Source organism: Hyphomonas sp. UBA3195 (genome assembly GCF_002366485.1).
Classification (GTDB): domain Bacteria; phylum Pseudomonadota; class Alphaproteobacteria; order Caulobacterales; family Hyphomonadaceae; genus Hyphomonas.
Map to the genome: position 1 here is coordinate 12797 of NZ_DEXB01000013.1, position 20156 is coordinate 32952.

The 20156-nt window shown below is 60.3% G+C and carries 17 protein-coding genes; 6 read left to right on the forward strand and 11 right to left on the reverse strand.

Annotated elements, in window-relative coordinates:
- Positions 1–49: 49 nt before the first annotated feature.
- Positions 50–2872, forward strand: coding sequence for a phosphoenolpyruvate carboxylase (locus B2344_RS03735; protein ID WP_290484691.1), 2823 nt, complete (start codon positions 50–52; stop codon positions 2870–2872).
- A gap of 7 nt (positions 2873–2879) precedes the next feature.
- Here the strand turns inward: B2344_RS03735 and B2344_RS03740 are convergent, their stop codons facing one another.
- From B2344_RS03740 to B2344_RS03750, 3 genes are all read right to left on the reverse strand, one after another.
- Positions 2880–3872: an aspartyl protease family protein gene (locus B2344_RS03740; protein ID WP_290484692.1), complete on the reverse strand. Its 993-nt coding sequence runs from the start codon at positions 3870–3872 to the stop codon at positions 2880–2882.
- Positions 3873–3945: 73 nt separating this feature from the next.
- Complete coding sequence (locus B2344_RS03745; protein WP_206991052.1) at positions 3946–4749, reverse strand: hypothetical protein; 804 nt, start codon at positions 4747–4749, stop codon at positions 3946–3948.
- Positions 4746–5882: a hypothetical protein gene (locus tag B2344_RS03750; protein WP_290484693.1), complete on the reverse strand. Its 1137-nt coding sequence runs from the start codon at positions 5880–5882 to the stop codon at positions 4746–4748. Before B2344_RS03750 ends, B2344_RS03745 begins: the two co-directional genes overlap by 4 nt.
- Positions 5883–6049: 167 nt before the next feature.
- On the opposite strand from B2344_RS03750, the gene B2344_RS03755 reads away from it, so the two are divergent.
- Both B2344_RS03755 and B2344_RS03760 read left to right on the forward strand, forming a co-directional pair.
- Positions 6050–7294 carry an acetyl-CoA C-acetyltransferase gene (locus tag B2344_RS03755; RefSeq protein WP_206991054.1) on the forward strand — a complete coding sequence of 415 codons (1245 nt, stop codon included), beginning with the start codon at positions 6050–6052 and terminating at the stop codon, positions 7292–7294.
- Between the two features lie 160 nt (positions 7295–7454).
- The gene (locus B2344_RS03760) at positions 7455–7847 is read left to right on the forward strand and encodes an STAS/SEC14 domain-containing protein (protein ID WP_034811103.1); all 393 of its coding nucleotides are present in this window, start codon (positions 7455–7457) and stop codon (positions 7845–7847) included.
- 2 nt (positions 7848–7849) lie between these two features.
- Here the strand turns inward: B2344_RS03760 and arsC are convergent, their stop codons facing one another.
- The 4 genes from arsC to B2344_RS03780 form a co-directional block, all read right to left on the reverse strand.
- Entirely contained in the window at positions 7850–8257 is a 408-nt protein-coding gene (gene arsC, locus B2344_RS03765) for an arsenate reductase (glutaredoxin) (RefSeq protein WP_349679544.1), read from the reverse strand.
- Between the two features lie 151 nt (positions 8258–8408).
- Positions 8409–9575 carry a winged helix-turn-helix domain-containing protein gene (locus B2344_RS03770; protein WP_290482722.1) on the reverse strand — a complete coding sequence of 389 codons (1167 nt, stop codon included), beginning with the start codon at positions 9573–9575 and terminating at the stop codon, positions 8409–8411.
- A 12-nt stretch (positions 9576–9587) separates the two neighbouring features.
- Entirely contained in the window at positions 9588–10667 is a 1080-nt protein-coding gene (locus B2344_RS03775) for a PLP-dependent cysteine synthase family protein (protein ID WP_290484694.1), read from the reverse strand.
- 79 nt (positions 10668–10746) lie between these two features.
- Positions 10747–11742, reverse strand: coding sequence for a DNA topoisomerase IB (locus B2344_RS03780; protein ID WP_290484695.1), 996 nt, complete (start codon positions 11740–11742; stop codon positions 10747–10749).
- Between the two features lie 140 nt (positions 11743–11882).
- Here B2344_RS03780 and B2344_RS03785 point away from each other — a divergent pair, with 140 nt between their 5' ends.
- Positions 11883–12782: an alpha/beta hydrolase family protein gene (locus tag B2344_RS03785; RefSeq protein ID WP_290482317.1), complete on the forward strand. Its 900-nt coding sequence runs from the start codon at positions 11883–11885 to the stop codon at positions 12780–12782.
- Here B2344_RS03785 and dnaJ read toward each other — a convergent pair.
- Positions 12779–13936 (reverse strand): molecular chaperone DnaJ, encoded by a 1158-nt coding sequence (gene dnaJ, locus B2344_RS03790; RefSeq protein WP_206991058.1) that lies wholly within the window; start codon positions 13934–13936, stop codon positions 12779–12781. The two genes, B2344_RS03785 and dnaJ, sit on opposite strands and share 4 nt — an antisense overlap.
- Before the next feature lie 107 nt (positions 13937–14043).
- Entirely contained in the window at positions 14044–15372 is a 1329-nt protein-coding gene (locus B2344_RS03795; RefSeq protein ID WP_290484696.1) for a penicillin-binding protein activator, read from the reverse strand.
- Positions 15373–15473: 101 nt separating this feature from the next.
- Between B2344_RS03795 and rsmI the strand changes: the two genes are divergently transcribed.
- Complete coding sequence (gene rsmI / locus B2344_RS03800) at positions 15474–16286, forward strand: 16S rRNA (cytidine(1402)-2'-O)-methyltransferase (protein ID WP_290484697.1); 813 nt, start codon at positions 15474–15476, stop codon at positions 16284–16286.
- The gene (locus tag B2344_RS03805) at positions 16279–16665 is read left to right on the forward strand and encodes a YraN family protein (RefSeq protein ID WP_206991061.1); all 387 of its coding nucleotides are present in this window, start codon (positions 16279–16281) and stop codon (positions 16663–16665) included. The genes rsmI and B2344_RS03805 overlap by 8 nt, the downstream gene beginning before the upstream one ends.
- On the opposite strand, the gene B2344_RS03810 is transcribed toward B2344_RS03805, so the two are convergent.
- Together B2344_RS03810 and B2344_RS03815 are read right to left on the reverse strand one after the other, a co-directional pair.
- Positions 16662–17897, reverse strand: coding sequence for an MFS transporter (locus tag B2344_RS03810; RefSeq protein ID WP_206991062.1), 1236 nt, complete (start codon positions 17895–17897; stop codon positions 16662–16664). The genes B2344_RS03805 and B2344_RS03810 overlap by 4 nt on opposite strands.
- A 156-nt stretch (positions 17898–18053) precedes the next feature.
- Positions 18054–20147, reverse strand: a complete 2094-nt coding sequence (locus tag B2344_RS03815) for an amidohydrolase family protein (protein WP_290484698.1) — start codon at positions 20145–20147, stop codon at positions 18054–18056.
- Positions 20148–20156: the final 9 nt, after the last annotated feature.

Genomic DNA, 20156 nt, shown 5'->3' on the forward strand with positions numbered 1-20156 from the left:
GCCGTCAGCAGGGCTTTGACTTTACGTCAATTTCCGTCTTTTTGGCGGCATGACAACGACAACATCCCCCACGACTCTCGAAACCGCCCAATCCTTCCTGCGGACACAGGCCGCCCGGATTGAAATCGATCCTCTGACCAATTCGGTCTTCGCGCTGGCGCAGACCCTGTTCCGAGACCTCGAAACCGGAAAGGCCAAGCTGGCCGATCTGTCGAAGCTGGCCGACGAGGTGCATCTGGACCTGATTGAAGAGCGCGCGGACCGCTTTCGCACCCAGCATGCAGGCGGCAAGGCGAAGAATGCCTGGGCGAGCCTCACCGACGAATTGGAGACACTGGCCGCCCAAGGATTTGACGTATTCAAGGCGCGCGTCGAACAGGCGACCGGCGGCATCGTGTTCACTGGCCACCCGACCTTTGCCCTGTCGAAAGATCTGCGCACGGCGCTGGCCGACCATGTGGTGAGCGCAACAAAGACCAGCCGCAACATGCTGATGCGCCAGATCCGCGCCGATTCCCGTGCATGGAACCAGCAGATCAGCCTTCAGGGCGAGCATGACGAAGTGCAGGGCGCGATTGCTCACGCGGCGAATGCGCAGCTGGCCTATGCAACCGTGCTGATTTCGTTTTCACGCAAGGCCTTCCCGGATGAATGGCGGTCGCTGAAAATCTTCGTTCCGACGCTCGCCTGCTGGGTCGGGTATGACCTTGATGGCCGCGCCGATATCCACTGGTCCCAATCGCTGACCTTCCGTCTGACGGAAAAGGCGGTCCAGCTCGATCGCTATGCAACGCAGCTGGAATCCATCAGCGGCAGCCAGAAGATCGGCCCCATCGCCAAGCTGACCCAGCGCCTGAAGACCGCGTCGGAAGACACCGCACGCCATGCGGCCTTGTTCGCGGCGGATCTGACCGATCCGGACAATCTGGTGCCGGCGGCAAATGCGCTGACCGAGCATTCCAAGCGAAACGTGCTGGACGCGTCTGAAATCCTCGACGTGCTGGACAGCGTCATTCCCGAAGCCGAAGACAGCCTTGCTGCGGACCTGATGGCGGTCAGGGCGCAGGTCGAAGCGCTGCAGTTGGGCACGGCGCGCATTCACTTGCGGGTGAACGCAGCGCAGGTGCGCACGGTGATCAACCGCGATCTGGGCCTGCAGACTGAAGACCGGGAACTTGGTCGTCTTGCCCTGGCTGAACTGGCGCAAAAGGCCCGCAAGTCCAAACCGGTTCAGGTGAACTTTGCCGACCTGTTCCTGGAACAATCCACGGCGCGACGTCAGTTCATGATGTGCGCACAGATCCTGAAACATATCGATTCCGGCTCGGTCATCCGCTTCCTGATCGCCGAGAGTGAGAATCCGGCCACCGTGATGGGCGCGCTGTACCTTGCGCGGCAATATGGTGTCGATGACAAGCTCGATATCTCTCCGCTATTCGAAACGCCGGAAGCGCTGGAGACCGGCGGCCGCTTCATCGAGCGCTTGCTGGAAGAGCCGGAATTCCTCGCCTATGTGCAACAGCGCGGCTATCTTTCGATCCAGTTGGGTTTCTCCGATGCCGGACGGTTCATCGGACAAGTCGCCGCCGACATGGCCATCGAGCGCATCCACAACCTGATCGCCCGGGCGCTGGCCGCCAAGGGCGTAAATGTCGACCTCCTGATTTTCAACACGCATGGCGAAAGCATGGGCCGCGGCGCATGGCCGGGTACGTTCGAGCAGCGCTTTGATCATCTGCTGACACCATGGACCCGTGGCGGTGCCCGCGCACGGGGCCTGCAGCTCCGTCATGAGGTCAGTTTTCAGGGCGGTGATGGCTTCCTTCACTTCGCCAACCCGGCGCTGGCCGAAACGACGATGGCCGCCTGGTGCAGCCACACGCTGTCTGACCCGGCCGACCGCACCAAGGATCCATTCTATACGCGCACGGACCTTGTCTGGGATTTCTACCGGTCGCTGCGAGCCTGGCAGGAACGCCTGTTCGACAATGCAGACTATGGTCGATTGCTGGGCGCCTTTTCCAGCGGCTTGACGGTAAAGGCGGGCTCGCGACCGAAACGCCGCGCCGCTGGACCAGTCGGCCCGCGCTCCCTGCGGGCGATCTCTCACAATGCGACGCTGCAACAGCTCAGCATGCCAGTGAATGTGGCCGCTGGCATCGGCTCATCCCTGCAGCGCGAAATGGAGCGGCTGGTTGACCTGATTGATGACAGCCCACGCATGAAGGGCCTGATCCTGCTGGCGACCCGCGCGCGGCTTTTGACCAGCCTGCCCGCGCTACGCGCCTATGCCCGCGTTTATGATCCGGGCGTCTGGGTGGCACACTCGAAACTGGCCGACCCTGACAAGGCGAATGCCTATCGCGGGGTTTATTACGCGCTGCGCAATAATGAGACGTCCGTTTCGATGAACCAGATCGCGAACTATTTGTCCGTGGACCTTGGAAAGTTTGACCGTCTTCTGGCCCAACTCAAGACCTCTCCTTCACTGGAAGAACGCCATGAGGGCAGATTGGACCTGCACGTTCTGCATGCCGTGCGCCAAGCGCTGATCATGAAAGCCTTCTCCATTGTCGGCGGCCTGCCCCGCCTGTCGGAGCGTCATGATGCGAGCAGCCGCGACCTGGTCGAAATGGTTGCGGAATTGCGGATCAAGGAAGCGGTGGAATTGCTGCGTGAGATCTTCCCGCACTCCCGCGATCAGGATACGCCGCTGAAAGCCCTGACCGAGGCCGGAAATGATACCAAGAGCCAAGCTGGCTACGGGTATGATCGCATTCACAAGGATATCATTGCGCCGCTGGATGACATCGACCGGATTCTGCACGGGATCAGCCTGTCGGTGACGCATGCCTATGGTGCGTTCGGCTAGGGGTACATTACCGCCTGCGATAGGACTGCACTTCCATGCAGACCAGGCATTTCTTGGCTGTGCTATGACGAATTCGCAAATAGAGCAGATTATTCTCGCGATCTATCTGTACACGGAATTGTGACAGAAAGTCCATACCAAGGATCATGACCGGTTCGTCAGCCATGCCCAGATGTTCGAACAGGGCGGGGTCTGATACGATCATGTTGAACCCCGTCATGTCGACGTCATCCAGTTCAAAACGGGAAACGTGGGCAACGTGCATATTGTAGTCGTCGCCGGTTATCCCAAGCAGGCGCTTGGTTTCATCCTCATTGACTTTGGTACCGGCATGGCTCGCAAATTTCGAATTCATGTAAGTAATGGTCGAACCTGTATCTATGAGGGCGAGCCCCCGCCGGCCATTGATCGTAACCTGCACGAAATAGAGTCCGTTGCGAACAACGAGGGGCCGTTTGCAGAGGACTTCTCGCATTCGCCCGGCCGGGCGCCGATCATAGGCCGTCACATGTCCCTGGTCGAAATCGAAATCCACGACGTTGCCCGTCAGTGCACTGATGGGCAGTACATTGCGCACGCCGCTGACGGCGATCTTGCTATCAAGGGCGGCAGGCACCTGGCTCAGGGCAATCGAGCCTGTCCTTAGACTTGGCAAATCGATCAAGGGGAACGTTTCCTTGCCGCCAAGGCCAAGTATCTCGACAAATTGCTCCTGTCCCTCGATCACCCCGACATTGGCCGAGCGCGCTGTGGCCCCGCCAATCATCGGCAAAGTGGCGGCCGTATCGATAAGCGCCGTAGCGGTTGACCCGTTTTCAAATGAGATTTCGGCCATCAACCGGTCTTGGGAATCCATCTCGAACGGGATGATTTGCTGATCATTGGTATTCGACCAGGCTGGCGGTGCAAGAAACAACAAGAGGCCGAGCAACAGGCTGAGCAAAACAGCGTGCTGAACGAGACGAGGCTCGTCGGTCCGGGTTGTTGGCAATCCTCCCATGGATGCATCCTTTTCCCGCATTATGCCACAAGCGGGCGTGCGGACAAAATGCAGGGAAGAATGGCCGTGGGCGCTACAGGTCTCGCCAGTCGGCCTGCAGGCCCAATTCGGAAAAGACCTCGTTCCAGTATTCCTTCAACGCGCCGCGTTGCATGTCGGTATAGCGTCCGCGCGGAATCAACCGAATCTCCAAGTCTACGCCGGATAGGGACCGCCCATAGCGGCGCTCGACCGCCTCAGCCACATCACGCGCGCGCGGCATGTTGGCGGGAAGCGTGCCTCCGCCGCCATAGGCTGAGAACAGATCGGAATTCTGGAGCATATCGGACACGATGACGATCCGGCGGGCGGGCGCGTCGGGTGAGAAGTTCTCCGTCTGGCCGAGCCGTGCCATTGCTTCGAGGATCGGGCTGGAGGGGGCTTCCTTTGGTACGACGAGATCATCGATCACCGCATCCATCGGTGTTTCGAAAAGGGTCGCGTAGCGCTCCTCGATCATCCGGGGATTACGGAAGAGCGGGTTCACCTGCCCGCCCCGGCCCGGATTGCACAGCGAGAATTCGCCGCGTGGATCGAACTGGCCTTCGGCGTCAAGTTCGAACATGGACAGGCGCTCGCCCACTTCGAGCCGGTCGCGCGAGCGGCGGATCAGGTCGGCAATGAGATCGGCCTGGCTTTCGTCATACTCATCCGTCTTGTCGAGAATAATGGCGGTGTGCGGCGGCAACTCGTCGCTCAGCAGACAGAGCGTTTGCTCGTCATAGGGGACGGGCTTGAGGAACTGGAACGCCGCCACGCCGCCGGCGATCAGCAGGGCGATTATCGCGAAATTGATATAGGCCATCCGGCGCTGGCGTTGTCTGCGCCTGCGGCTCATGCGTCATTCTCCGCGCGCGGCATGATTTTTGGTTTCTTGCCGGAAATATGCTCGACAACCTCTTCCGGCACGTCGAATTCATCACGCATGATGTCAGGGTCTGTCTCAAGCAGGCGGCGGAAGGGCGACACCCGCGCATCCATCGCTCTACGGAGCCCCACCTTCTGCTTCGGGCTGAGCTTGCCAAAATCCTTCTCGGCATCCTCGAGCGCGTCTTCATAGCTTTCATAGTAGTCGTCCAGCGCATCCTGAAGGTCTCTTCGAGAGCGCTCGATGCCACGGGCAGCATCGCTGAAACCGGGGAAGGATGCATCCGCCTTGCGCCCCTCAAAGGCAGCGATGGCCGATATGGCAAGGCCAAGGGCAAACAGGACCATGGCATCCAGGGAATGCAAAGCAAACGGCCGACACATGGCATTCGTGGCGGCGCTGCCTATGGACTCGCCCATGGGCGATTGCAGGATGGATTGGCAAATATCTGAATCTATGAAGAACCGTGGGAACGTAGACGTATGTTGATTGAAGGCATCGAAAGCGCCTGGAGTATCTCCAAGTGTGGCCTTGAGATCGAGCAGATTGCGATAGTGCGCAGCTGACAGATTCACCAGCAGCACAATGACGATGCCAAGTGCCACAGCCAGCACGCCAAACCATTTGGTCACATTGCGGGCGTCGAACTCCCAGAATTTCTTGTTTGGATCCAGTCCGATCGAGGCATGGCGCAGGCCCCAGAAACCGATGATGAAATAGCTGGTGGCGACATTGGCGAGCGAGACCGCCGCAGCCTGGAAGATGCCGCCGGAGATGCCGAACTCGCTCTGCTGCGCAAAGAAGTACGCATTGGCCGCGCTTTCAAACAGAATGAGCAATGCGATAACCGACAAGTTCAAAATGCGGACCTGCGGATGGTCGGAGACATAATGAATGCCCCGCCCTGTCGATTTGCCGAATTTCATTTTGGTTTCGGGCGTCGTGCCATTGCGACCGCCGCCAAGCTGGCGAAACCGATAGAAGCTGATTGCGGCGCGCGCGGCATAGTCGGCCTGCAATACCACTTCGTCGTATTCGGGTGACGGGCGGTTCGCGAAATAGGCGATGTCATCCTGTGACAGGTCGTTCGCGTCGTCGGCCATGCAGATCTCCCCGTTTGTTCCCGATTACCCGATAGTTAATGAAATACAAACTGGACCGTTCCGAACAGCCCCAAAAACAGTTGACCTGCATAACCCGACGTCACGGCTGGATTTACGCTTACGTGCGCGTAAACTTGGGAAAATAATAAACCCAAGGGAGAGACCAGATGGCTGAGGCCTATATTATTGACGCCGTGCGCACGCCGCGAGGCATTGGCAAGGTTGGAAAAGGGTCGCTCGCGCACCTGCATCCACAGCATCTGGGCGCAACCGTGCTGAGCGCGATCCGCGACCGCAACAATCTTGATACGGCCACCGTAGATGATGTCATCTGGGGCACATCCAGCCAGCGCGGCGCGCAAGGCGCCGATATGGGTCGTATGGCGGCCCTTGATGCGGGCTTCGACGTGAAAGCCTCCGGCGTTACGCTGGACCGCTTCTGCGGCTCTGGCATTACCACCGTTTCCCTCGCTGCTGCGCAGATCATGTCCGGTATGGAAGACTGCGTAATCGCGGGCGGCTGTGAGATGATGAGCTACACCGCATCGACGGCTGATCCAAAAAATCCACCAATGATGGACGCCGGCAACCTTCACTTGCGCGAGATGCACCCGCAGTCACAGCAAGGCGTCTGCGCAGATGCGATCGCCACGTTGGAAGGCATAGACCGCGAAGCCGTTGACCAGCTGGCCGTGACCTCCCAGCAGCGCGCCAAACGCGCCATGGATGAAGGCCGTTTCGACAAGTCCCTGATCCCTGTCTACAATCGCGACGGCACACTGGCGCTCGACAAGGACGAGTTCCCGCGCCCCAGCACGACGATGGAAAGCCTCTCCGGCCTGAAAACCGTCTTCAACATGTTCATGGAAATCCCGGTCGATGACCAGGGAAACACCTATGGCGCGATGGTCACCAAGAAATACCCACAACTCGAAGGCAAGATGAACCATGTCCATCATGCCGGTAACTCTTCCGGTGTTGTGGACGGCGCAGCCGCAATCCTCGTCACTTCGAAAGAATATGCCGACAAGAACGGCCTGAAGCCACGTGCCCGCATCGTAGCCACGGCAAACATGGGCGACGATCCAACCCTGATGCTGAACGCGCCGGTTCCGGCAGCCAAGAAAGTGCTGGAAAAAGCCGGCCTGACCACAGACGATATCGACGTTTACGAAATCAACGAAGCCTTCTCGGTCGTGGCCGAAAAGTTCATCCGCGATCTCAAGCTGGACCGGGAAAAAGTGAACATCAATGGCGGCGCTATGGCGCTCGGCCACCCGATTGGTGCCACTGGCTCCATCCTGATCGGCACCGCGCTGGACGAGCTCGAACGTTCTGGCGGTCGCTATGGCCTGGTCACCATGTGCGCGGCTGGTGGCATGGCTCCGGCAATCATCATTGAACGGATTTAAACTTCCTCCCAGAAACTTACTCACAATCTGTTCAATCCTCTCCCGGTCCAGGCTTGCCTGGGCCGGGCTTTTTTTCGCGCTTCCACCGATATGTAATTGGTCGGGAACGCTCCCCTCCTCAAGCCGTTGCTTATGAAGAAGCAACCCCATCAGGAGACTCATGCCTTATACAATCCAAGCTGAAACCAATCACCTCACCACCATCGACGCGCAGGGCGAACTGAACCCCGACACCATGCCGGAAGCTGTTGATGAAATCATGGAGCAGACTGACGCGGAGGATCCCGGCAGCCTGCTGGTGCGATTGCAGCATATGGATCTGGGCACGCTCCACAATGTCGCCAGCGACTGGTCACGCAAGGCTGAGTTCTTTGCCCTACAGAAACGCTTTGGCAAGGTCGCTGTTCTCACCGACCAGGCATGGGTACGCCAGTCGGCGAAGATGCAGGCGGTGGCCCTGCCCGACACCGAGTTGAAAGTCTATGAGCTTGCCGATGAAGCCGACGCACGTGTCTGGCTGGAACAGGCAAAGGCCGAAACCGAAATGGCCTAGGTTCAAACCTGACCGGACTGGATCGTCTCGCCGTCTTCCTTTGTGAAGCTGGCAGGCGGGTTGTCCAACAGATCGAATACTTTCTCAGAGGGACGGCACAGCGCCGTCCCTTTTTTGGTAACAACAATTGGTCGGTTCACGAGAATGGGATGTTTCAGCATGGCTTCGAAAAGTATGGAATCATCCACCGCCGGATCCGTCAGACCAAGCTCCTCGGCCGGGCTCTTGGACGTGCGCAAAGCTTCACGCGGTGTCAGTCCCGCTGCGGCCAGCAAACCCGCCAGCAATTCCCGCGTCCAACCGCGCTGAAGGTATTGGACGACATCCGGCTCAACGCCGCTTTGGCGGATAATTTCAAGCACATTGCGAGACGTGCCGCAGTCTGCATTGTGATAGATCGTAATGCTCATGATGAACTCGCTATTCGGGCGGTTGGTCGCTGCTTCTTTAGACTATGCTGACAAAGTGTGACAACATTTCAAAGAGAGCAGATCACGATCACAGGCCCTTCACCCTTCGGCCGGATGTGACCACTTGGCGGGATGTGGGATTCAGGTTTCTTCAGATGGCCCATCTGACGTCCCCGATCCCGGCGAGGCGGGCAAATCGGGTAAGCTCGGCGTTCAGTTTATCGTGGCGAGCCGGGGTCCATTTGACGTTCGGCTCGGGCCAAAAGCCGGTCACGCTCATCCACCCCTTCGCCCGATCTGCCTTGATTTCGATACGCCCCGTGAAACGGTCCCCTTCGAGAAGCGGGTAGACATAGTACCCCCAGCGGCGCTTGGCGGCGGGAACGAACATTTCATTGCGATAGTCAAATCCGAAGAGCCGTTCGAGGCGGTTTCGATCTCGCACCGCCGGATCAAATGGATTGAGGATACGCAGGCGGCTTGTCGGCGCCGGAGCCGTCGCCAAGCGGGTTTCGATGTCGGGAGTTGCATAGGCGAGAACCGTTCGCCGGTTCGAGCACTCGATCTCGACCGGAACCAGATGCTTGGCGCTCATCACCCATGACTTTGCCTCTGCCGAACTCATCGCTTGCCAGAAGCGCTGGATTTCGCCGGTTGTGCCAAAGCTGAGCCGATCGATCGCGTTCTGGCAGAGCCAGTCTATCTGCTCGTGATCCGGCGGCCCATCGCGAAGAGGGGCAGGAAAAACACGATCTGGAAGATTGTAGTATTTGACGAAATTCTGTCGGTAACAGGTGGCGAGGTCTCCCGCATACCACATCTGGTCGAGTGCTCTCTTGTGCGGTGGCCGGGCCCACATTTCGCGACTGGTGGCCTTGGTGTCGAAGGCGTGCGTCGACAAAGCGCCTTCAGCTTCGATCCGGGCGCGGATCTGGGCAATCTGTTCTTGCGCAAGGCCGGACTGGAACCATTCATGCCGGGCCACTTTGGCACCGAGGCGACGAAATTGCCGCTGCCAGTATGGCAGATACGCCATGGGAATGAGCGAGGCATCATGGGTGAAATGTTCAAAGATCTGACGATCTCTACCCAAAAGCGGCCAAAGCATCTCTTCGCGATAGTTCTGGTTTCGGCTCCACAGAATGTGGTGATGGGCACGGGTCACATTGCGAATTGTATCAATCTGCACGAAGCCAAGGGCGTGGAGCATGCCCATCACATCGAGCTTTCCGGTCGGCGTTTCGGCGAGCCCATTGGTCCATAACCAAAGCCGGCGAGCCTCTCGGTTGGAAATGCGAAGCGGCGTCATGTTGCTCATGCGATGGAGCGATCAGTCTCGCGTGAATTCTTGCAAGCTGACGAGGTATGGCATGAGGTCCAACCCCTGAGAGGCGATCCAGGCATCATCATAATAGGTGTCAAGATAGCGCTCGCCCCCATCGCAAATGAGGGTCGCGACGCTGCCCGCTTGTCCGGCGGCGCGCATTTCGCGCAACAAGGTTAGTGCTGCCCATACATTGGTGCCGGTCGATCCGCCACAGCGCCGGCCAAGAATATCCTGCAGCCAGTGGATCGTGGCGATGGACGCCGCATCCGGCACGCGCATCATCCGGTCTATCACGTCTGGCTGGAATGAAGCTTCCACGCGCGGGCGACCAATACCTTCAATACGAGACTTCGTCCCGATACGGATATCCGGGTCGCCCGTTTCATAGTGATCATAAAAGACCGAGTTTTCCGGGTCCGCGACGCAGAGCGACGTCTTCGCGGCGATGTCACAGCGATAGCGGATAAACCGGCCGATCGTGGCCGATGTGCCGCCGGTGCCGGCGCTCATCACCACCCAGTCCGGCAGGGCATGGGCCTCCATGGCCAATTGCGAGAACAGGCTTTCGGCAATGTTGTTGTTGCCGCGCCAATCGGTAACGCGCTCGGCATAGGTGAACTGGTCCATGTAATGGCCCCCCAGTTCTGCTGTAATCCGCTGCGCTTCGGCATAGATGTCGGCTGGCGCGACGGCGCGGGTTTCGCCGCCATAGAACGCGATCTGGTCGATCTTGCTGCGCGAGACGCCCTCTTGCACAACCGCGATGAACCGCAGGCCCAAGAGGCGGGCAAAGTAGGCCTCCGACACGGCGGTGGAGCCGGACGAGCTTTCCACGATCACCGTGTCCGGACCTATCCAGCCATTGCAAAGCGCGAACAGATAGAGCGAGCGCGCAAGCCGGTGCTTCAGACTGCCGGTCGGATGCGTGGACTCGTCCTTCAGGTAAAGCGTCTGGTCCGGAAAGCCGGGCAGGTCCACCTTGATCAGATGCGTGTCGGCAGACCGGTTGAAGTCGGCATTGATGCGCTGCACGGCTTCGCGCACCCAGCGCCGCCTCTCCCAATCGAGATGTGAAATGTCCAAGTCTGCCCCCTGCTCCGGCCGATCTGGTGGCCACCATAGAGGCTTGCCCCGGCAGGGCAATTGCAGCGCGCAGCCATTGTCAGGCTTGCGGTTGTACCGCCTCCAGCACGGCCAGCAAAAGGGCCTCGTCCTCAAGGTCTTCTGCCGCCTCGCAGACCTCGTGCGGACGGCGCTTGTCGCGCGCGAGGTCGAGAATTGCGGGATGGATGTAGGAGGATTTCGCGATGGCCGGCGTATTGCCCAGCGCATCCGCCGCGGCATGGGTAATTGCCTTCACCGTCACGCTCTCGGCGCGGGCCAGCGCATTGACGGCGGCGACGCTGCCTTTCCATGTCCGGAAATCCTTGGCCGTGAAAGAGAGACCCAGCGTTTCCTGGATATACTCATTCACATCCTGCGCGGCCGGCCGGACCTTGCGGGATCGGAACAGGAAAGCGCCTTTCTCTGCCATGAGCCCATCCAGCGTCTTCGCCAGAAGCTTGTCGCGCACGGTGACACGGCGGGGCGTACCGCCCTTGCCCTTATAGGCACAGATGATCTTGCGGCCTTCGATCTGGACATGCGACTTTCGCAGGCTGACCGCGCCATAGGTCTTGCGGCCCGACCGGCCGATGCGCAGCGCGCCCCGGTCCAGCAGGCGGACAATGGCGGCGAGGCGAAGCTCGCGCGGGCAATCCGAATAGGTGAGATCATGGCGCACACGGCGGCGCAGTTCCGGCAAGGCATGGCCGAAGGCGATGAGATCATCGAACTTGGCCGAATTGCGCGCCGCCGACCAGGTCGGGTGGTAGCGGTATTGAAGGCGGCCCGCCTCGTCGCGTCCGGTGGCCTGGATGTGGCCACGCGGATTGGGGCAGATCCAGATGTCCTCCCAGGCGGGCGGCAGAACGAGCGCGCGGCACCGCTCGGCCCGCTTGCCCTTCAGGGTCTGGCCCTTGCCATCCTTGTAGGTGAAGCCTGGGCCGCACCGCCGCCGCGTCCAGCCGGGCTTCGACGGGTCTGACCGCACAAGGCCAATGGCCTCTGCCGTCACGCCTTCGCGGCAGAGCGTCTCCGGGTCTGAACTGAAGGGCATGGCGTGTCTCTCGGGCGATGAATGCCCGGATCAACGATCCATCGGTGGCGAGGGTTCCCGTCCACTGGATTCTCTCCAGCCCGGAAATTTTGTTTGGGCTGACACGATTACCGCCTAAGCTTCTGTCAGGGGAGACTGACATGAAAGACCAAATTCAATTCGCGGCGGCGCTGGCCCTTTTCACACTGGTATCCAGCTGCGCCAGTCTGGACGAGACGATGGCGACGGCACCGGAGCCTACACCTGCATACGACATCGACTATCCGCCAGCGCTTAACGAGCTGAACTTCCAGAGCGACGGAAAGCGCCTGAACGGATTGATGTATGTGGCTGATGGCCCCGGCCCCCATCCCACCGTTCTGTTGCTGCATGGATTTCCCGGCATCGAGAAGAATCTCGATCTCGCCCAGGCCCTGCGGGCGGACGGGTTCAACGTCCTGTTCTTCCACTATCGCGGCGCGTGGGGCAGCGAGGGAACATTCTCGTTCACGTATGTGATCGAAGACGTGGCTGCCGCGACGGATTTCGTTCGCGCCAATGCGGAGACCTATCGGACCGACCCGGACAAGCTGATCCTGATCGGGCATTCCATGGGCGGCTTCGCAGCTCTTGCCGCGGGCGCCAAGGATAAGACCATTGCCTGCACCGCAGGGCTCGCTCCTGCGAATTTCGGCGTCGTGGCGAATGTTCTTGCGGCAGATCCGGACAGGAAAGCGGGCTTCATCGCCTATGGCGATTCCCTGCAGATGCTGGCGGGTACAGATGGCGCAACCCTGGTGAGCGAACTGATCGACAATCGCGAGGCGTTCGACGCCCTTACCTACGCCCCCAGCTTCGCGAACCGTTCGGTGCTGATTGTTGGAGCGGACAAGGATGAAACCGTCCCGCTGGACGCCATCGTCAGGCCGCTGATAGAAACCTACAAATCAGAGCCGGGTGTCGAGACGACAGGCGTAGTGCTTTCCGGCGATCACTCCTTCTCATGGTCACGAGAGGCCCTGATCGACACGGTTCTTGGCTGGGCAGACGCCTGCCGCTAGTTCGGGCGGTGCTCGTCGGCGTCGCCGCTCCAGAAGCGTTTGATGCGGCCGAGGAAGCCTTCGCTTTCCGGGTGGCAATCCGCGCCGGTGCAGTCGCAGAATTCGCGCAGCAGCTCTTTCTGGCGGGCGGTCATGTTGCGCGGGGTTTCCACGAACATCTCCACGAACAGGTCGCCGGTATGGCCTGACTGCCGCACGGACGGCATGCCCTTGCCGCGTAGACGCAGCTTGCGACCGGTCTGGGCGCCTTCCGGCACCACGACGCGGGCGCGGCCGCCATCAATGGTCGGGATCTCGATTTCGCCGCCAAGTGCAGCCGTCGCCATCGGCACGGGCGCGCGGCAATAGAGGTTCGGGCCGTCGCGTTCGAAGATGTCATGCTCGACGACATCGACGAAGATGTAGAGGTCGCCGCTCGGCCCGCCCTGATCGCCAGGCTCACCTTCGCCGGACAGGCGGATGCGCATACCGCTTTCGACGCCAGCCGGGATTTTCACCTGGAGCTTGCGCTCCTCGCGAACCTGCCCTGCGCCGCCACATTCCTTACAGGGCTTCTTGATGATCTTTCCCTTGCCGGAACACCGCACACAGGTGCGCTCCATCGTGAAGAAGCCTTGCTGGGCGCGCACGCGGCCATGGCCGTCACAGGTCTCGCAGGTTTCCGGCTTGGTGCCGGGCGCTGCGCCGGAGCCGTCACAGCCTGTACATGGCACGGCCTGGGGCACGTGAATGGTTTCTTCCTTGCCGGCCCACGCTTCAGCCAGAGTGATTTCCAGATCATAGCGCAAATCTGCACCGCGCTGTGGCCCGCCACGGCGACGTCCACCGCCAAAGCCACCTGCGCCGAAAACCTGGCTGAACAGGTCAGAGAAGATATCGTCCGGATTGCCGCCCTGGCCGAACGGGTTGCCCCCGCCCCCACCGCCATTTTCAAAGGCGGCATGGCCAAACCGGTCATAGGCACCACGCTTCTGAGCATCGCTCAGGACCGCATAGGCTTCGCCCACTTCCTTGAATTTCTCTTCGGCTTCAGGATTCCCGGCATTCTGGTCCGGATGATACTTCATCGCCAGCTTGCGGTAGGCGGACTTGAGTTGCTTCTCGTCCGCATCCTTGGATACGCCCAAAATCTCGTAATAGTCGCGCTTGCTCATGGAATGGCTATCGTCTTCCAGAATTGTCTCAGATCAGCCGCACATGTGGGGGACGTGACCGGCCGGTGCAAGGGAATGTCACAGGTCGCGCCACGTAATGATCAGGCTCAGCTTGGGCCGGTCTGGCCAGTGGGGAAGGACTGAACGCCCCCTTCGACGAGTTCAGGGCCACCGGGCTGGATCTGCATGACCGCCAAGCCGCGCTCGGACGTGCCGTCAATGCGGAAGCGGAACAGGCCATTTACTCCGAAAAAGCCGTCCGGATCGGTCACGCCGCCATAGGTCAGACTGTCATCTGCGGCGAGGCGAACGGTCAATGCGGCTGCATCATAGGCCAGTGCAGCCAGATCGGTTGGCGCGCGGCCATAGATCCGACGATAGGCTTCGGTGAAGGCGCTCTTGTTGCCGGGGTCTGTGGCAGCATAATAGCCGCCGCGCAGGGTCGGTTCGCGCCAGATGCTGGAATCGTCCCAATAAGAGGTGCCGATCAGCTTCACTTGGCGCATATCGACGCCGTTGTAAGGCAGCAACGGTGCTACCGAGAGCAATTTGACGCCTCGTTCAGGGATCATCACAGCCACGCGGCCGGGACGGTCGGCCAGTTCGGATTTGAGAACGCTGGCGATCTGGCGCGCTTCGGCGCCTGCTCCACTATCCTCGCCATAGAAGGCTGAGGCGGCCATGACGGCGCCAAGCCGGGAGGCTTCAAACCGCATCGCGGCCTCGACCTGACGCCCGTAATCCGAACGTGGGCCAAGGAAAACAAACGTGTCCACGCCGCGCGCGGCCACATATTCCATGACGCGGCGGACTTCCTCGTCCGGCGAGATGGAGGCGAGATAGGCTCCGCCACCAGCCGCAGACCGGTCATTGGAGAAGGCAATGACGGGAATATCTTCCTCGCGCGCCATTTCCCGCACGGTTTTCACGTTTGCGCCAAAGAGCGGGCCAAGGATTACATCTACCTTGTCTTCAAAGGCTTCGTCCGTGCGGGCCTCGGCAACGGAGGTCTTGCCGGCGGTATCCTTTGGGATAATCAGGAAATCCTTGTCGGCATATTCAAACAGGGCAAGTTCGATCCCTGCCAACATGCTTTCCGCCTCGGCGCGGACATTGGCGTTCGGATGAGAAAAGGGCAGCAGCACGGCGGCCCGCTTGATCTCACGTCCCTGCATGAAGGGTGGGGTCAAGCCACGGTCGCCTCGGCCGCGCGTTGCGTCGCCCAAATCTTCCATGTCGCCAATTTCGATTTCTTCGCCCGGTATGTCGCCCAAGTCGCGCGGCACGCCCGTAACAGGCTCCTCGCGGGGCTGTCCGGTGCCAATGGGCACTGGCTGGCGAGCAGGCGCTGTGGCACAGGCGGTGGCCAGAAGCAGCGATGCCAACAGAAGACTTGGCGCGGGAAGCTTCCTGAGCAATGGTTGAAGCAATGTCATCTCCTGATCCTTCTGACTCCGGGGCGATTCCCGCCGCTGGCGACTCTAGGCGCGGTCTCCCCAAGGGGCAACCGGCTGTATCTCTGGATCCGGGCCTGTATGTGGTTTCCACCCCGATCGGTAATCTACGCGACATCACCCTGCGCGCGCTGGACGTGCTGACCGCTGCCGATGAAGTGCTGGCAGAGGACACACGCGTCGCTGGAAAGCTGATGTCTGCCTATGGCCTTAAGGCTCGCCTCAGCCCCTATCATGACCACAATGGGGCGGAACGGAGACCGGGCCTGATACGGGCACTTCAAGGCGGCGCGAAGATCGCGCTGATTTCCGACGCTGGCACGCCGCTTGTTTCCGATCCGGGCTGGAAACTGGCGCACGAGGCGCTGGAGGCTGGCGTAAAGGTCATCCCCATTCCGGGCGCCTCGGCCATGCTGGCGGGATTGGTCGCCAGCGGCCTGCCAAGTGACAAATTCCTTTTCGCAGGCTTCCTGCCGCCAAAATCCGGTGCGCGCAAATCAGCCGCCGAAGCGCTGAAAGCCGTGCCGGGAACGCTGATCTTCTATGAGAGTGGGCCGCGCCTTGCCGATGCGCTTGCAGACCTTGCCTCTGTGCTGGGGGACCGTGACGCGGCGGTGACGCGGGAATTGACCAAGATGTTCGAGGAAACCCGCCGAGGCACGCTTGCTGATTTGGCCACGCATTATGCCGAGTCCGGCCCGCCACGTGGCGAAATTGTATTGCTGGTCGGCCCGCCGGGCGAACATGAAGTCACGCCGGAACGGCTTGATGCGGCCCTGCGCGACGCACTGGATGGCCAGCCGACCAAGGCCGCAGCCAATGCCGTGGCCGAAGCGCTGGGTCTGCCGAAGCGCGACGTTTACCAGCGGGCGCTGCAGCTGAAAGCCGATGGCTGAAGGGCGCGCCCCCAGCGCCAAGCGCACGGCTGCCGAAAAACGTGGCCGCGCGGGCGAGACACTTGCCGCCTTGTACCTCCGCCTCAAGGGCTATCGCATCCTCGCGCAACGCGTGCGCACGCCGGTTGGCGAGATTGATCTGATTGCGGAGAAATCCGGCATAGTTGCTTTTGTCGAAGTAAAGGCACGTCGGCGAGCAAACGCAGCGCTCGGCGCCGTGACACTTCATGCCTGGAATCGAATTTCCCGCGCGGCCGACCATTGGATGGCCAAGCATCCCCGCTATTCAGACCATGGCTGGCGATACGACATCATTGCCATCGCGCCGAGTCGCCTGCCCGTTCATCTGCGCGATGCGTGGCGGCCGGGGCTGGCCTAGGCTTTGGGCTGGGGCTTCGCACGCTTACGATAGACGCGCGTTAGCGGGCTTTTTGCCATCGGAATGAAGCGAGTTTTCTTGCCGACGATGCTTGGGCGGTTGATGCCTATGCGCAGAAGACTGAACACGGCCAAAACGAGATAGACACCCGAGATATACCAGAACAGTGCGGCCGGATGAAATGCGCTCATCACGAGAGCGCCGACCAGAGCGCCGATCACCGATCCAACTCCATAGAGCAGGAGCAGGCCGCCACTCGTGGCGACGGCCTTGCCGAGCGCGGAATGGTCATTGGCATGCGCAGCGCAAATGCCGAAGACGGGTATGATGAAAGCGCCAAACAGGAAGCTGAAGCCAAGCAAGGCGTTTTGGGACAGGCCAGCAAAGCTTGCCAACAATGCCGAAGCCCCTGCGCCGAGCAGCGAGCTGCCCACGATCACGAAACGCCGGTCTACCTTGTCAGAGAGCGAGCCCATGGGGAACTGGAACAAGCCTGCTCCGATGATCGCGGCACTCATGAAGGCTGCGATCATGGCCGAGCCATACCCAATTTCCTGCACATAGACCGGTGCCATGCCCCAGAAAGCGGCATTGGCGAGTCCGGCGGCAGCTGCACCGACGGCGCCGACGGGCGAGACGCGATAAAGCTGAACAATGTCGAGCTTCGCCGTCTCCAGCGGTGCAGGCGAATCCGAGCGCGTCAGCGCCACCGGGACGAGCGCGATGGAGATCAGGATGGAAACCAGAACGAACAGCTGGAAGCCCGAAGGCGGGGCAATCGCGAGCAGGCCGTTGCCGATGGTCACAGCGCCAAGATCGACAATGCGATAGACTGACAGCACTTTGCCGCGGTTCTCGTTCGTCGCGCGCTCATTGATCCAGCTTTCCAGCACCATGGTCAGCCCCGCAAAGCTGAAGCCTGTAATGAAGCGCAACACGGCCCATGGCGTGGCATCGACGAACAGGATATGCGCCAGCGCACTGGACGACGCGATCGAGGCGAGTGCCACAAAGGCCCGGATATGCCCTACGCCCTTGATCATGCCAGGCACGAAGCGGCAACCGAGGATGAAGCCGGCATAATAGGCTGAGGCCAGAAGACCGATGATTGCGGTCGGGAAGCCTTCCAGGTCGCCGCGCACAGACAGGAGCGTGCTCTGCAAGCCATTGCCGGCATAGAGGATGGCAGCAGCAAACAGCAGGGCAGCGATGGCGGAGATAGACTTGAACATTCCAGCCTCCAGGGCGTGCTGGGATTTCAGGGAGGGCGAGCCGTCTTCAGGCTAACCCGATGCAGAAAAGTGTGTTCCGATCGCGCCTGTAGAAACCTCCACTGCTACTGTCAACCAAGCCTGAGCCGCGCATCTGCGCAAGGCGGAATCCCCCGCCTACTCGGTCAAAGTCGGCGCCGCTGCGAAGGGCTCGATTCCGAATGAAGGATATATTTCGCTCGGGAAATAGACCGTGCCATCCTTCACAACCATGGAGATGGTCTTGATCGCTTTCAGGTCCGCTGTTGGGTCACCTGGAACAAGAAAGAAATCGGCCAGCTTGCCGGGCGCGATAGACCCAAGCTCGTCCGACTGTCCCACATATTCGGCCATACCATGGCTGGCCCAGGCGAGGATTTCAGGCGCTGTCATGCCGACCTGCTGATAAAGCTCAAGTTCGCGGTGATAGACGAAGGATCCGCCCATATCCGTTCCCGGAACGAGCAGGATGCCCACCTCATGCATCGCGGTGACCGTTTCGATGATCTTGTCGAAGGCCTGCCAGTAGGCCGCGTCATCCTCGGGAGAGGAAATATCGGCCCATGCTGTCTTGGCCGAACGCTGCACGCCAACCGGCATGTGATCGATATAGTCGACCACACCCGCCCGGAGCTGGCCATTGCGAGACCTGAGCAGAGCTTCATGGATGGCGAGGGTCGGATCAATCGCGGTTTCATGCTCCGCCATGGCATTGATCGTTGCCTGTACCTTTGGATCACTGATCTCCAGGGATGGGAGACGCTTCAACGCGGTCAGGCGCAGCAAGGTGCGCGTGTCTTCACCCTCGTCCAGCACCCAGCCCAGCATGACCTGATTGATATGGGTCATCTCGTCATAGCCTGCAGCAATCATCTGGTCGGCATTGGAGAAGGCCGGCACATGCCCGGCCACTTTCAAGCCGAGGCGGCGCGCTTCTGCAACCATGGCCGGCACCCATTCGCCTTTCATGGAATTGTAGATCTTGATCTGATGGAATTCTCCACCGCCATACTTGCGAACGGCTTCGAGCGCCTCCTCCTCACTCGATACGAGTGTGCCATTGTTGGAGCTGAACGGGCTCTTTCCTTCGATGAACCCGCTGCGGATGATACGCGGACCGGCGAGACGCCCGGACTGTATGTTTTCATTCAGCTCACTGAGCACGTCGTTGTTGTTGCCCATGTCCCGGACGGACGTCACCCCCGCAGCGATGTTGAGCAGCGCGCTATTCTGACCGAGATGCCCGTGCATTTCATAAAGGCCCGCCACCAGCGTGCCGCCATCGCCATCAATCAGCACTTCGCCTTCATGGTGCGTATCCGGGGCGTCGATAGACCGGATCCGATTGCCTTCGAACATGACCGAGACCGAATCCGTCAGGGCCCGTGTCTCCGGATCGAACACGCGGACATCCGCAATGCGGACGGGCGCGTCGTAATTGTGCGCCGTTTCAGCCTGGATATTCTCAAACCGCTTGGCGGAATACTCGACCGACCGGGCGCGCAGCATTTCATCATGCGCTTCCAGACCGTCCCGCAAGATGGCAAAGCGCGGCGAAATAACGCCCACAAACGCATCACTCGAATCCATCAGAATGTAAGTCGGGTTCAACTCGATCCCGGACAGTGCGTAAGCGCTGATCGCCACATCTCCTTCCGGCCCGGCGACGGTCAGGTCCTCCATCTTTTCAAGCTGAAGTGTACCGCCAGGCAAAACACCAACGGATTGATCGGCATCTGCCATCAGTATCCGGGCATAAAGCCACAGGGCGTAAGGGCTGGCATTCTGGGCCACGTAGAGCGTCGCCGAATCAAGCGTGCGGGAATCGCTGCCGGTCGCATCTGTCCACCTCGCCTGAAGGCCATCCTGTGAGAAGGACTCCTCTACCTTGTTCCCAAACGTCGTCGCGCCGGTGATATCCCAGTCCACCGGCAGTCCGGACGAGTCCAGCGTTACCGTCTCGAGAAGGGTCGGGCCGCGACCATTGTTGCGGTACTCAAAGTCCACCTTGGTCACACCGCCGGAATGGTCGACATTCAGGTGGCCGATCTCGGTTCCCGAAACGAACACTTTGAACGCTTCTGTCCCGGTCAAGGCTGGTAACGGCGCGGCGGTGGACACAACTTCTGGCGTGGCCGCGACGACGGGCGCCGTCTCAGCCACCGGCTTCGCACAGCCGACCGCCAGCAGGCCGAGAATTGATGATGCCAATAGTGTTGTCCTGATACCCATGTCGCGCTC